This window comes from Neobacillus sp. YX16, assembly GCF_030123505.1.
In the GTDB taxonomy this organism is placed as follows: Bacteria; Bacillota; Bacilli; order Bacillales; family Cytobacillaceae; genus Neobacillus.
The window spans coordinates 1,408,880-1,422,425 of sequence record NZ_CP126115.1; the positions used below are offsets into that span (position 1 = coordinate 1,408,880).

Consider the following 13,546-nt stretch of genomic DNA (forward strand, 5'->3'; position numbering starts at 1 on the left):
TCCAGTGGTTATGAGGTTTTCTTTTAATTAGCTTCAGGTTGTTTTTCTAACCATCCATGTTTAACCATAATATTATAAGAAATTGCACCTGCCTCCATAGCATGGGTAAATACTTTACTATAGTTTACGATTATATCGGACCTGTAGCTTGAACCTAATGATGCACCATAATAAGTAAGAGCCGCATTAACTAAAAACCCGGCATGAAACATGATCAATTTATCAGAAAATGGACTTACGGTAGAATTTGTAATCTCGTCATCCCACTTTTCAGGTATTGGTAAATAATCCTGTTGTAATATAGTGTCAAAGCTTTCAGCATCTTTCCCTGCTAATTTAACGTTTTTTAACATAAAATTACGAACATCTTCACGCACCGCCACTTGACTAAAAGCTAAACTTAACGAGCTGATAAATCCAGTTTTCGTTGAATTAAAGAAAAGGGTGCTGATTTCCGAACTATTTAGTGGTCTTTTGTCTCCAATTAAATTAGAAATGAATCCTGTCGATTCCATAAACTCCACACCATGAGGTGAAGGAATGGATGGAACACTTGTATATTTTGATTGGTTTTTAGCCAATTCCACTATTTTTTGGAACAATTCTTTAGAGGATACTGTGCAATCAAAAAAGTAATCTTGTAGGTCTAGTCGCTCCGTGTTTGAAACAGCCAAGCCATATGCAGTTATCCCATGTATTGTCATAATATAGGAATAAAATAGTAGAAATTGGTCAGAAAATAGACGAGGTGCATTAACATTCACGTCATTCTCTGTAAATCCTATTGGGATTTGGAAATTTGCATTTTCTAAGAATTCGGTGATTTTCGTAATATGGCTCTCAGCTAACTGAAATGCGAATTCTAAAATAGGTTTTATCTCATTATTTTCAACTATGTTAAGAAAATATTTGTAAACACATATTGCCATACTATCACCCAAATACTGAAGCCAAAGGGCGGATACTTCTGCAGCGGTCAAGGTATTGGTCTTTGATTTCCTGAAAATCCCCATAGGAAACACCTCCAATTTTACTCTTTTCTATTTTAGTTTTAGTTTATGATAATGGTATTGAAGTATACAGTTTCCTTTATTTTATTCTGGAGGAATGGATTTTCATAATCAGCTATATTAATGTAAACTAAATTCACATAGTTACTAAGGGGGAAATTAACATGACAGATAGAAATGAAATCAGCAATCAAAATGAGTTGTCACATGAACAAAGTGAGGAATTACTCATAGTATTGAAAGCACGTTTTGAGAAAAACATGCACCGCCATAAAGGTCTTGAATGGACTAAAGTCCAGGCAAAACTGGATGCTAATCCTGAAAAACTGTGGTCGCTCAATGAAATGGAAGCAACTGGCGGTGAACCGGATGTTGTTGGTTATGATGAAGAGAAGGATGAATACATATTTTATGATTGTTCAGCGGAAAGTCCTAAAGGTCGCAGAAGTGTTTGTTACGACCGCGAAGCGCTGGAGGCAAGGAAAAAACATAAACCAGAAAATAGCGCTATGGATATGGCAAATGCCATGGGCATTGAACTTTTAACGGAGGAACAATATCGAGCATTACAGGAACTTGAAAGTTTCGATTTGAAAACGTCGAGTTGGGTGCAAACACCCTCTGCTATTAGAAAACTCGGCGGTGCTCTTTTTTGCGATTGTCGCTTCGGGCATGTATTCTTGTATCACAACGGTGCGGACTCCTACTATGGTGCCAGAGGGTTTCGTGGCTCGCTAAGGGTCTAAATTTTTGCACGGACAGCTAAATTTGAATTTGAGAACGAGATCACCTAGGGAAAAGCTTTAATTTCATTCTTCAACAAACGGGCGTGTTTATGGAAGATTAAAAGCCTAATTCCTCGCTAAGTTGCGGAGGGATTAGGCCTTTTTTTCTTTCAAAGCTTTGTTGTGAGTAAAATCAGTTAATAAACAAAATCTTGTAACTTTTTCTTAAGTTAAACGATTAATAGTTGAATAATTCAATTTAAGGGGGGAAAAGGTTGTTTGATTTAGAGAATTTGGAAGAAAAAATCAGCGAAATATATAATCTTCATTATTTAGATGTTTATAGATTCCTTATTTGTTTTTCGGGGAATCAAGATGAAGCGGAGGATATGACACAAGAAGTATTTATTCGTGTACTGAAAAACTTATCAAACTTCAATGGTCATAGTACTATCAAAACTTGGATTTTTTCAATCGCAAAACATGTGGCAATTGACCACTATAGAAAGAAGAGGTTTTCTTCTATTTTTAAAGAGGGATTTTTCAAGAATATGATTTCAAAGGAAAAAGGACCAAATGAATTAGTTGAAATTAGTGAAATGCAAAAGATAGTGCATGAAGGAATCTCAACATTAAAGCCAAATTATAGAGCAGTCGTTTTGCTTAGAGGAATAAATGAATTTTCAATAAAAGAAACAGCTGAGATCCTCAATTGCAGTGAATCAAAGGTCAAAGTAGATTATCACAGAGCTTTAAAAGACCTTAAACGAAAATTGCATTTAGATGTAAAGGAGGCAATTGGAAATGCAAACTGATAAAGATTTGTTCAATCTAATTAAAGAATCATATCCTTTACAACCAAGGCAGGAATTTGTTTCATCAACGGAAGATAAACTTAGACAAAGTGCAAGAAAAGTCAGTAGGAGGTACATGATGAAACGGTTATCGTATGTATCAAGTGGTATCGCATTGTGTGTTCTGGCATTTTCATGGTTTTTCTTTTTTAATGGAAAGGATATTGTTTTGAATACTCTCACTTCACTAGGAGCAAACGAAACTCAAGATGAAAATATACGGACTATAGAAGCTGTTTTACAGAATGCCCTTACAGGTCCAAGTGAGGAATTGAAAGAAATTATCAATCAGACGGAATGGATAGAACCTTTACGGCAATATGAAGAAAAGCGATATAAAAAATATTTTGCAGATGATTCGTCCTACATGAAATTCGTTAATAGCTATGGAGCAGTATTAATGAATACCCCGCTAAGGAATGGTTACCAATTAAAGGTGAAAAACATCGAATACGAAAAAATAGATGCCAAAGACATGGTCTATAGTTTCTCAGTAGAATTACAGTATCAAAAGGAAGGTAGTGAGTTATGGGAAGTTGAAACGGTGAATGGGCAAGCGAATTTAACTAAAGAACATAAACTAGAAGGTGTGGTCATTCGTATTAATGACTTTTTGGGTTTCTTGGAGAATTAGAAGTAGATTCTAAAGCCCGCCATTACATGCCATTTCCTACTAACGGGTTAGTTAAATATAAGAAATTTAACAATTGTTTGAATATTTGGGTTTATTTATACTAGAATTAGTATAAAATTCAAGGAGGAGTCCAGATTGGTATTAAATGTAGGAGAAATAATTAGGTTTGAACGTACCTTCAACAAAGAAGATGTGGAAATGTTTACAAAAGTATCTTTGGATGAAGGGAATCATCATATTACTCCAGATGAAAAGGGAAGACTTGTCATACAAGGATTGTTGACAGCCACATTACCTACAAAAGTTGGTGGAGATAATAATGTACTTGCTCGCTCTATGAATTTTGAGTTCTTGAGACCAGTTTTTACAGGAGATACAATAATATGTGAAGTAACAATTGAGCAGTTTGAAAAGCAAGATAAAAATAGAATGTCTATTGTGGCAACTTTCCTTTGTACAAATCAGAATGAGAAACAGGTGTTGAGAGGGAATTTTGCGGGAGTAATATTATAAAAATTGGAGCATTGACGCAGGGACGGCAAAGAGCAAACATTCTTTTCTCAACCTAAACAATCCAGAGTAAATTTTCATACATTTATACATTAAAAAACCATCTTCTTAAAAGTAAATGAGGATGGTTTTTAGAATTAATCCAATTATTATTCCAGGAAAAACAAACAATGTTGAGACCAAACAGGACCCATAACTCTCCAAATATCGTTAAGTTGTTTGGCTACACTTCTTCAGCAATTTCTTTTCTATTAGGAGCAAGTGGCGGCTGTTCTAGCCATTTATTTTGAACCATAAGATTAAACCACTTTTTTGTAACCATAAGATTTTTTAGAATAGTACCCTCATAAGCGGCCACAAGGTCTGTTCGCATGGCTGATGCTAGACCTGCACCATGATAGTTTTGTGCAGCTTGAAACAAGAAGCCGATATGATACAACATTAACTTATCCGAAAAAGGAGAGTCCGTTGAAGTTGTAACTTCTGTTTCCCAAGATTTCGGAACTGGTAAGTTATCCGTTTGCATTATTTTCGAAAATGTTTTTATTTGACCATCAGCCGTGTTCTGAGAATCCGTTAGAAACTTTCTTACTTCTTTTGTTTGGGCGACTTGACCGAAAGCAATAGAAAGGGTTTTTGCCATAATGCTTTTTTTTAGGTTGAGAGAAATACTAATGATTTCAGTCGCTGTTAATTTTCTACCTTTTCCGAAAAATCCATCTGTGAAATCTTGGCTGGATACATATTCAGGGTTTTTTGCTGGATAAAATAAAGGATCCCTCTGAAAATTTCCTTTCTCCAGTAAAAGCTCAATCGTTTGATGATACATCTTTTTTGCATCATTATCACATGAATCATAAAATTCTCGTAAGTCTTTTCGAACAGAAACAGCTAAAGAGGTGCTATGACCCAGCAGACCATGTAATGTCATGATATGTAAATAATTTAGGCAAAATATATCCGTGAATAATCTTTGTTTACCTTCAAAAAGGTCTGTTTCTGTAAATCCAATTGGAACTGGAAAGCCCTCCTTCTCAATAAAGGTTACGATTTGTTTCTTTTGTTTTCCAAACGTCATAATAGCGCTCTCAAAAATGGCTTTAATTTGCGCGTCCTCAATAATTGTGACCATATATCTATTTACCACATCTGTCATGGTACCGTTCACATATTCTCCCCATAGTGTTCCTATTTCAGAGGATGTAAGCTTTAAGTTAATCTCATCCACAATATCACCTCCTAAATATTATTTACCAATTTATCAAGTGTTATGAATACATGATTCCCTTGAAGGGAGATGAAAATTATAAATATTGACGAAAGGGGAATTATTGAATAAACTATTGATAATTATCAAATAAAGGCAATGAAGAGAAAAAGTAAAATGATCTTGTTTTTCACCAGAGAGCTTCGGCAGCTGAAAAGAAGCAAAAACATTCATTTGAACAATGGTCTCTGAGCTTCGTACTGAACATACTTTTGTATTAGTAGGATACGACGAGTTTTGGCACTCGTTATCAATGTCACAGTATAAGAGTAATATTTTAGTACTCCGTACTTGTTGAGGCAAATGGTGTGAACCATTTGCGAATTAAGGTGGTACCGCGTGGAAATTCAAACCTCGTCCTTAACTTTTACAGTTAAGACGAGGTTTTTTTGTATTCAAAAATACATTATTACTGGGGGTTTTTATTTATGAGTATTTTTATTGGCGGGGCTTGGGCTTATGCGAACGGCTCCTTACACTTAGGTCATATTTCTAGTTTGCTGCCCGGAGACATTCTTGCGAGATATTACCGGTTAAAAGGAGAAAAGGTTTTATATGTTTCAGGAAGTGATTGTAATGGAACACCGATTACAGTTAGAGCAAAACAAGAAGATGTTTCTCCGAAAGTGATTGCAGACCGTTACCACAAAGAATTTGTAGAATGTTTTACAAGTTTAGGATTCTCATACGATACCTATACAAGAACCGATTCAGAACATCATCATAAAATTGTACAAGAGATATTTTTAGAGTTACTTGAAAAAGGATTAATTTACAAAAAAGAAATAGAACAAACTTATTGTGATCATTGTGAACAGTTTTTACCTGACCGTTATGTTGAGGGAATTTGTCCTGTTTGCAAAGAGCCTTCTCGTGGGGACCAATGTGATAATTGTTCAACTATTTTAGAACCACTTGATTTGCTTGAAAGAAAATGCAAAATTTGTGGGCACGAACCTACTGCAAGATATACAGAGCATTTTTACTTTTCTTTAAGCACTTTCCAAACTGTTTTGGAAAATTATACTCAAGAAGCGGAAGTTAAGAATCTGTGGAGAGAAAATGCCATTTCTCTTACGAAACGCTACCTAAAGGAAGGACTGCAGGATAGAGCTGTTTCAAGGGATTTGCCTATTGGTGTAAGTGTTCCGGTTTCTGGTTATGAAGATAAGAAAATCTACGTTTGGATTGAGGCTGTTTCAGGATATTTCACAGCAAGTAAATTGTGGGCGAAGGAAACAAATAATGATGATTCTATGTTTTGGAATTCTTCAACTGAATCTTATTACATTCACGGGAAAGATAATATTCCATTCCATTCGATTATATGGCCAGGAATTCTTGCTGGTCTTGAAAAAGGACCATTACCAACACATATTGTGTCCAACGAGTATTTGACTCTAGAAAAGAAAAAATTATCCACGAGTAAAAATTGGGCCGTGTGGGTTCCCGATATTTTAGAAAGGTACGAACCAGATTCCATACGATATTTTTTAACAATCAATGCACCAGAGAGCCGAGATGCTGATTTTTCTTGGAAGGAATTCATTTATAGCCATAATAGCGAATTATTAGGCGCATATGGAAACTTCGTAAATCGGACATTAAAATTTATTCAAAAATCTTTTGATAGTGTAATTCCCGAGAAGGACATATCTCCAAAAATCCAAGATAAAGTAAATCAATTATACAATGAAGTTGGGCATTGTATCGAAGCTGCTTCTTTCAAACAAGGATTAGAAAAAACTTTTGAACTTGTCAGATTCTCCAATAAATACTTTGATGAGCAACAGCCTTGGAAACAAATAAAGGATGATCCTGAGTCTTGCAAACAAACCTTGGCAGATTGTGTGTATCTTATTGCAAATTTAGCTCATATTCTCACCCCATTCCTTCCTTTTTCAAGCAGAAAAGTCAAGGAAATGATAAACACAACAGAAAGTGAATGGAAAGCGTTTTTAGTCAAATCAAAGCATTTATCAAATGTGTACCCATTGTTTGAACGAATAGATCCTGTTAGGATTGAAGAAGAGCTAAAAAGATTAAACACCCAAACTGTTTAAAACTCATAAAATGGAAAAGGAGCATAACTCATATGCTCCTTTTTTAGTGCTAATTTAGTTGTTATTTAAGTTCCCAATTAAACAAATAAATAGTTCACTTTTTTAATAGGTGAATTTAACTTATAAAGATTGAATGATACGGTACGGTTCCTTCATCACGCAACCATACAGTTGCGTATGTTTGACAGGCAATCCTAGAGTTGCTTATACTTAATATATGAATTGGGACAAAGACGCTATATTTAAAGCACTGGGAGATTCGACTCGGAGGCTGATATTAGACGAACTATCCGACCGCAACGAGCTGACGTTGTATGAACTTACGGTCCGTCTCATTATGAAGCACGACCTTTCCATTTCGCGACAAGCGATAGCTAAACATCTTTCTGTATTGGAAGATGCAGGGCTCGTAAAGTCAAAACGAAAGGGAAAATACCGAGTACTTATATTTAACAACGAACCACTTAAAAATTTGCTGAAAGGATGGTTAGAGTAATTTTATTCAACAACATCGGATAAATGTTGTGGTTTTTCTACTCGTAGCCAGAGCACGAACTTCTAAAATATAAAAGGAGGCAAAACAGTATGAAAATAATTGTTACCAGTTTATTCGTACAAGATCAAGACAAGGCGCTGGAGTTTTATACAGAAAAGCTAGGCTTTGTTAAAAGGCATGACGTTCCCACCGGAGAATATAGGTGGATAACACTTGTTTCTCCAGATGAACAAAACGGTACTGAACTTTTGCTCGAACCTAATGTCCATCCTGCTGCAAAGGAGTATCAAAAGAAGATAACTTCTGAAGGCATCCCAGCAACAATGTTTGGCGTTGCGGATATTCGAAAAGAGTACGAACGATTAATGGAAAAAGGCGTAAAGTTTACTATGGAACCGACAAAAATGGGCGAAGTCACAATAGCTGTCTTTGACGATACATGCGGCAACCTTATTCAGATAATACAGCAGTAACTTCATGACGAAGTAGCCAAATTCTAACGACTTTATTAGTCCCTTTAAGTTCAGTTAAGTGTTTTTTTATCAAAAATTAAACAACTTTATAGTAACTAAAGAAGAAGTCCTTAGAAATTATCTAAGGGCTATTCTTGTTGAAATAAGTTTTGTTTTCGGTAATTTTTTATGATATATTATAAACATTACTTATTAAAGACGTTTAATAAGTTTTTTGTTCGATACTTATTAAAATGGTTTAATAAGTCTATTTAATGGGAGGTAACCCTTGTGAATGCTACTCCAAAAACGCTGAGAACGGAAATCCTTCGTAATATTCGTAAATCTCTTTTAGAAGTTGAAAGTGCAACCAAAGTTGAACTAAGCGATAAATTAGGAATTAGTTTCCCTACAATAAGTAAATTCTTAGCACAGATGGAAAAAGAAGGTGAACTTATTTTAGTCGGCCTTGATGATTCTAGTGGTGGAAGAAGGGCAAAAAGATATACATACAATCCGGAATACATGCTAGGGTTGGCCATTTTTTTAGAGAGAACAGAGATAAATTATATTGTTTTTAACTGTTTAGGAGAGGTGAAGGATGCGGGAAATACCTCAAACTTTTTAGTAGATGATGGTTTAACATTTATAACCGACTGTATTGAAGAGATAATGGAAAAATATCCGAAGATTAATTCTATAGCCATTGGTGTACCTGGTTCCGTTGATAATGGGCGAATCTTTTATATACCAGGTTATAAGCCTCTTCAGAACTTTGATTTAAAGGGATTCTTGGAAAATCGTTTCTCCATACCTGTTGTAATAGAGAATGATGTGAATGCGGCAGTGCTTGGTTATCACGATAGTAAGGGTATCAAAAAAAATAACTCTCTAATTTATTTATATTCAGGTCAAAATGGCCCAGGTGCAGGAATCATGGTAAATGGAGTTGTGGTGCGAGGCAGCACTAATTTTTCAGGTGAAGTTTCTTTCGTACCACAGTATGATGAACGAAATTTCGGGCAGGCTTTGGAAAGTGGAAACAGGTCTAAAAAAGCAATTATAAGTAAGGAAAATGAGATCGATGCCATTAGCAGATTAGTAGCTTCATTTGCAGCGATAATTAACCCTCACGCCATTATTTTTTGCGATGATGAAGTCAACCAATTTATCATAGACCAAATTGTAGAACGAAGCTCAAAGTATATTCCAGGGGAGCATCTTCCAGATCTTTTAATGAGTGATTGGAAACAAGACTATCTACTTGGATTACAAAGTCTTGGTCTTGACCTCATGATCACCGATATGAGCAGCTAAGACAAATTAACGCATTTCAAATTCAAGGGGAGTTTATTCATGGCTACATTCTTTTTAGTTATTATTTACTTAGCTTTTATCAGCTTAGGTTTACCAGATTCATTATTGGGAGTGTCATGGTCTTTGATGCAATCGGAATTTGGAGCACGGCTAGAAACTGCCGGATTGCTTTTTATGACCATTGCTGGAGGAACGATCATTTCCAGTTTTGCTAGCGGAGCTGTGCTTAAACGCTTCGGAACCGGCATTGTCACATTTGTCAGTGTCTTAATGACAGCCGGAGCATTGCTCGGCTTTCACTTTGCCCCTTCAATTTTTTGGTTATTTATTTGTGCGATACCACTTGGTTTAGGTGCGGGTGCAGTGGATGCTGGATTAAACAATTATGTAGCTTCCCATTACAAAGCCCACCATATGAGTTGGCTTCATTGTTTTTGGGGAGTAGGGGCTACAATGGGACCTGTAATTATGGCACAGTATATTTCTGGTCAAAATTCTTGGAGAAGCGGGTATCTTGCCATTGCAGGTTTTCAGTTTGTTTTAGTTGTTATTCTCTTCTTAACTTTGCCCTTATGGAACAAAGTTGCAGGAAACAACAATGAGATCGCAGCTGCGGAGCATGAAAAAACAAATAGTGGATTGAATGAAGCAAATTCTAAAAATCAAAAGCCCTTACAAATTAGGGGCGTGAAGCTAGCCTTACTAGCTTTCTTGTTTTATTGTGGAGCAGAAGCAACAATGGGACTTTGGGGAAGTAGTTTCCTGGTAAATGTTAAAGAATTATCCGTGGATGTCACAGCAAAATGGGTTTCCTTGTATTACGCAGGAATAACGGTCGGAAGATTTATAACAGGCTTTATTACCTTTAAAGTAAGTAACCGCAATCTCATTCGGATGGGGCAAATAATTGCATTGACTGGTGCCGCACTTCTATTCTTGCCATTGCCGTCCGCATTCTCGCTTGTAGGCTTTATTTTGGTCGGGCTAGGATTAGCACCTATTTTTCCATGTATGTTACAAGAGACACCAATCCGATTTGGACAGGAGCATTCTCAGACTATTATGGGGTATCAAATGGCTGTTGCTTATACAGGCAGCACGTTCTTGCCTCCTCTTCTTGGTTTCATTGCAGCAAACTCGACAATAGGAATTTTCCCGTTTTTCATTGCTGGTTCCATTGCAATCATGCTTTTGGGCTCTGAAAAGTTAAATGGACTATTGATCAGAAACGATTTATTATGCCGAAAAGGTAGGAATTTAATTTAATAGATTTATTTAATTTATATTTAACATGTCTACAAGCTGTTTTTTTTTTTTTTGATTTTTCTCCATTAGAAATAATAAACAGTGATAGGTTGCACTTAATTGAAAATGATTTTCAGTTAAAATAAAGGCAGGAAATCACTGGGAGGGAAATAGGATGGAAAAAAATTCAGTTAAAGCCTATCAAGAGTTCAGCGAAGAAAGATTTACAAAACGTATTATTTACAAAAAAGGTGAGGCAACAGCGTTTGTATTAAATTTCATGCCTGGACAACAGCTTCCCGTTCATAAGCACCCTGGTACAGAAGTTTATCTTTATGTAGTCACTGGGACTGGCACCTTCATTGTCGATGGTCAGGAAACACCAGTATCAGAAGCCGATTTGGTTCATGTTGGCAGCGACGAAGAGCTTGCCTTTAACAATAATGGCAGTGAACCTGTCAGCTTATATGTTGTGTTAAATAAAGTACCTAGCGAACAATACGCGAAAAATATCTAATTCCCAATTATAAAAAGGAAAGGCAGCAAATTTGCTGCCTTTTTTGCATTAATGCCTTAATTGATTGTTGAATTTTACAAGTATCGTTCCCTTGATCCATCCTTTTCGTTATCTAAGGGAACGATTCCTAACGGGAGGCTATAAAGTTATTTTATATAGCCCTTCAATTCTAAACTACTTATGATATTATGCTGGCCTCTTTCTTTCCTTCGATTGTACTTTATTCTTAAGTCCAAAAAACCACCAGTTCCAATCCCCGAATAATTTCATCAAAGCTGGCACAAGGACCATTCTAACAATAGTGGCGTCAATGAAAATCGCAATCGCGATACCGACACCAAGCTGCTTAATCGGCATGACGCCTGTAAAGGCAAAAGCACCTGTTACCACAATCATAATCGCGGCGGCAGAGGTGATAATTTTACTAGTGTACGTTAACCCCGATATCGTAGCCTCGGTATTATCTCCTGTTTTTAAATAAAACTCTTGAATCCTCGATATCAAAAACACCTCATAATCCATTGATAGCCCAAAGACAAGGGTAAATACAAAAACGGGTAATATTAATGCAATATCTGCAGGCTCTACTCCTAGATGCCCCTGCTGGAAAATCCAGACGACTATTCCGAACGTACAGCAAAGACTTAATATATTCATTATTATGGCTTTCAGTGGAATGAGGATTGAGCGAAAAGCTGCCATCAGAATGAAGAAGGTTGAGACAACAATTAGTAACAATCCATAGGGAGCCTTTTCAGATATCTCATCAAAGATTTCTTGCTCAAACTTTATTGCTCCTCCGAAATGGGTGGTCAAACCCAAGTCCCTGGAGGACCAATCACGAATCCACTCCCTTGCTTCAGCGGAATGATCAGTAGTTTTTAAATACACCTCAATCAGCATTTTATTATCTCGAACAAAGTAGTCTAGAATGGGAGCAGTCTGTTGTTTTTGTCCATATATGAGCAGTTGAGACAATGTTTTCTCCTCCTGTATACCTGTAGCGGAAAAGGGAGAAACAACTGTATCAACAAGTTTATCCTTTGAAAGCTGATCAAGTAAGCTGCTTACCTTCTCAAGATTATTTAATTCTAGAATACTTCCTTTTGTTTCCAATACGATAGATACTTTCTTTTCAGTGCGTTTATCTTTAGAGATAAAATGCTCCTCAAAGGTTTCAAATGCAACTCTTGATGGATATTTAGCCGGAAGAGATTCGGTCCCAGGAATCGACATCGTCATTTGTGCAACAGGTATAAGACCTGCAAGGAGGATGGCTAGGGCAGCCCCTGCCATAAGAACCGGACGCCTCATCACAAATTTTGCAAACCGATGCCAAATGCTAGTTTTTGTATCTTTTAATCCCAGGATGCTAAATTTATTTATTCTAGTCCCTATTACAGCCAATAAGGCAGGAAGAAAGGTCAAGGCACAAAGGGCTGAAATAAATACAACGGCCATGCCGCCTAGCGCAACATTTTGAAAAATATCTATTTGAATAAACCATAAAGCCGATAAGCCAATAAATACACAAAGTCCTGAGAAAATAATCGACCGTCCAGCCGTTGCTACGCTTATTTCGATGGCTTCCCGAATGGATTTTGTATGTAATTCCTCTTTGTAACGGTTTATTAGTAATAAGGCAAAGTCAATACTTAAAGCGAGTCCAATCATCGGGACAATATTTAATATAAAAATGGTCAAATCGGTACCATAACTAAAAAAGAAAACAGCACCCATCGTGGTTAGTATCGATACAACCCCGATAACAATTGGAATGGAGGCTGCAATTAAACCTCCGAAAGCAAGGACTAAGACAAGTAAAGCAATCGGCAGTCCAATCATTTCAGCTTTAGCTAAATCCTCTTGGCTGGCAATATTGAGGTCTTGAACAATAATTGGCTCACCCGTCATGGTAACGGTTAATCCCTGTTTATTTTTAAGAATCTTGTTTAATTGATCAATCTCAGTGCTGAGATCCTCTGCTTTTTTATCAAAAGCCAACAGACCATAGGCAACTTCGTCCTTTATCATTCCTTCGCGGTCAAAAGGACTTGTCACGCTTTTGCTACCGTCAAAGTTTTTTAAATCTTCAAAGGTTTCTTTGATATATTGATTCCAGTCACGATCATTAACCGAACTCTTTCTTTCGAAGACAAGGATAATGGACGATTTGGCTTGTCCATATTCCTTTTCAAGGAGCATTCTTGTTTCGTTATATTCACCTTTGTATTCAAAGCCGTTACCGCTTAATACGGAAGGTAGTTTTATGGCGAAAACCACTGAAATTATAATAATAAGCAGCCAAAATGCAAGCATCGTTTTCCGGTGACGGTATATGAGTCCACCAAGTTTCCCCAACTTAAGACCTCCTTTTTCTAGCCCTGAACTTAGAATATCATAACAGACCAATAGCAGTGGTTGACTATTTCGTGTCAACGTAATGGACATAGTAA

13 protein-coding genes and 1 other annotated feature are annotated in these 13,546 nt (G+C 36.5%); of the genes, 10 read left to right on the forward strand and 3 right to left on the reverse strand.

Going from position 1 to position 13,546, the window contains the following annotated elements; all coding sequences use genetic code 11:
- Positions 1–23 precede the first annotated feature (23 nt).
- The gene (locus tag QNH48_RS06910; RefSeq protein ID WP_283954310.1) at positions 24–1,013 is read right to left on the reverse strand and encodes a DUF3231 family protein; all 990 of its coding nucleotides are present in this window, start codon (positions 1,011–1,013) and stop codon (positions 24–26) included.
- Positions 1,014–1,174: 161 nt separating this feature from the next.
- Between QNH48_RS06910 and QNH48_RS06915 the strand changes: the two genes are divergently transcribed.
- The 4 genes from QNH48_RS06915 to QNH48_RS06930 all read left to right on the forward strand — a co-directional run bounded on the left by QNH48_RS06915 (position 1,175) and on the right by QNH48_RS06930 (position 3,736).
- Positions 1,175–1,756: a DUF4256 domain-containing protein gene (locus QNH48_RS06915; protein ID WP_283954311.1), complete on the forward strand. Its 582-nt coding sequence runs from the start codon at positions 1,175–1,177 to the stop codon at positions 1,754–1,756.
- Positions 1,757–2,010: 254 nt separating this feature from the next.
- Complete coding sequence (locus QNH48_RS06920; RefSeq protein ID WP_283954312.1) at positions 2,011–2,550, forward strand: RNA polymerase sigma factor; 540 nt, start codon at positions 2,011–2,013, stop codon at positions 2,548–2,550.
- Positions 2,540–3,223, forward strand: coding sequence for a hypothetical protein (locus tag QNH48_RS06925; RefSeq protein WP_283954313.1), 684 nt, complete (start codon positions 2,540–2,542; stop codon positions 3,221–3,223). The genes QNH48_RS06920 and QNH48_RS06925 overlap by 11 nt, the downstream gene beginning before the upstream one ends.
- Before the next feature lie 135 nt (positions 3,224–3,358).
- Positions 3,359–3,736 carry an FAS1-like dehydratase domain-containing protein gene (locus QNH48_RS06930; protein WP_283954314.1) on the forward strand — a complete coding sequence of 126 codons (378 nt, stop codon included), beginning with the start codon at positions 3,359–3,361 and terminating at the stop codon, positions 3,734–3,736.
- A 220-nt stretch (positions 3,737–3,956) separates the two neighbouring features.
- On the opposite strand, the gene QNH48_RS06935 is transcribed toward QNH48_RS06930, so the two are convergent.
- Entirely contained in the window at positions 3,957–4,961 is a 1,005-nt protein-coding gene (locus QNH48_RS06935; RefSeq protein WP_283954315.1) for a DUF3231 family protein, read from the reverse strand.
- A 129-nt stretch (positions 4,962–5,090) separates the two neighbouring features.
- Positions 5,091–5,365 (forward strand) — a binding site (T-box leader).
- Between the two features lie 63 nt (positions 5,366–5,428).
- Between QNH48_RS06935 and metG the strand changes: the two genes are divergently transcribed.
- The 6 genes from metG to QNH48_RS06965 all read left to right on the forward strand — a co-directional run bounded on the left by metG (position 5,429) and on the right by QNH48_RS06965 (position 11,090).
- On the forward strand, positions 5,429–7,063 hold the full coding sequence (metG, locus tag QNH48_RS06940) for a methionine--tRNA ligase (RefSeq protein WP_283954316.1): 1,635 nt from the start codon (positions 5,429–5,431) through the stop codon (positions 7,061–7,063).
- A 217-nt stretch (positions 7,064–7,280) separates the two neighbouring features.
- Positions 7,281–7,559, forward strand: coding sequence for an ArsR/SmtB family transcription factor (locus tag QNH48_RS06945; protein WP_283954317.1), 279 nt, complete (start codon positions 7,281–7,283; stop codon positions 7,557–7,559).
- Between the two features lie 89 nt (positions 7,560–7,648).
- Positions 7,649–8,032 carry a VOC family protein gene (locus tag QNH48_RS06950; protein ID WP_283954318.1) on the forward strand — a complete coding sequence of 128 codons (384 nt, stop codon included), beginning with the start codon at positions 7,649–7,651 and terminating at the stop codon, positions 8,030–8,032.
- A gap of 270 nt (positions 8,033–8,302) precedes the next feature.
- Entirely contained in the window at positions 8,303–9,328 is a 1,026-nt protein-coding gene (locus QNH48_RS06955; RefSeq protein ID WP_283954319.1) for an ROK family transcriptional regulator, read from the forward strand.
- A 39-nt stretch (positions 9,329–9,367) separates the two neighbouring features.
- Positions 9,368–10,594: an MFS transporter gene (locus QNH48_RS06960; protein WP_283954320.1), complete on the forward strand. Its 1,227-nt coding sequence runs from the start codon at positions 9,368–9,370 to the stop codon at positions 10,592–10,594.
- Positions 10,595–10,748: 154 nt separating this feature from the next.
- On the forward strand, positions 10,749–11,090 hold the full coding sequence (locus QNH48_RS06965) for a cupin domain-containing protein (protein WP_283954321.1): 342 nt from the start codon (positions 10,749–10,751) through the stop codon (positions 11,088–11,090).
- A 186-nt stretch (positions 11,091–11,276) separates the two neighbouring features.
- Here QNH48_RS06965 and QNH48_RS06970 read toward each other — a convergent pair whose 3' ends face one another.
- Entirely contained in the window at positions 11,277–13,451 is a 2,175-nt protein-coding gene (locus tag QNH48_RS06970) for an MMPL family transporter (protein ID WP_283954322.1), read from the reverse strand.
- Positions 13,452–13,546 lie beyond the last annotated feature (95 nt).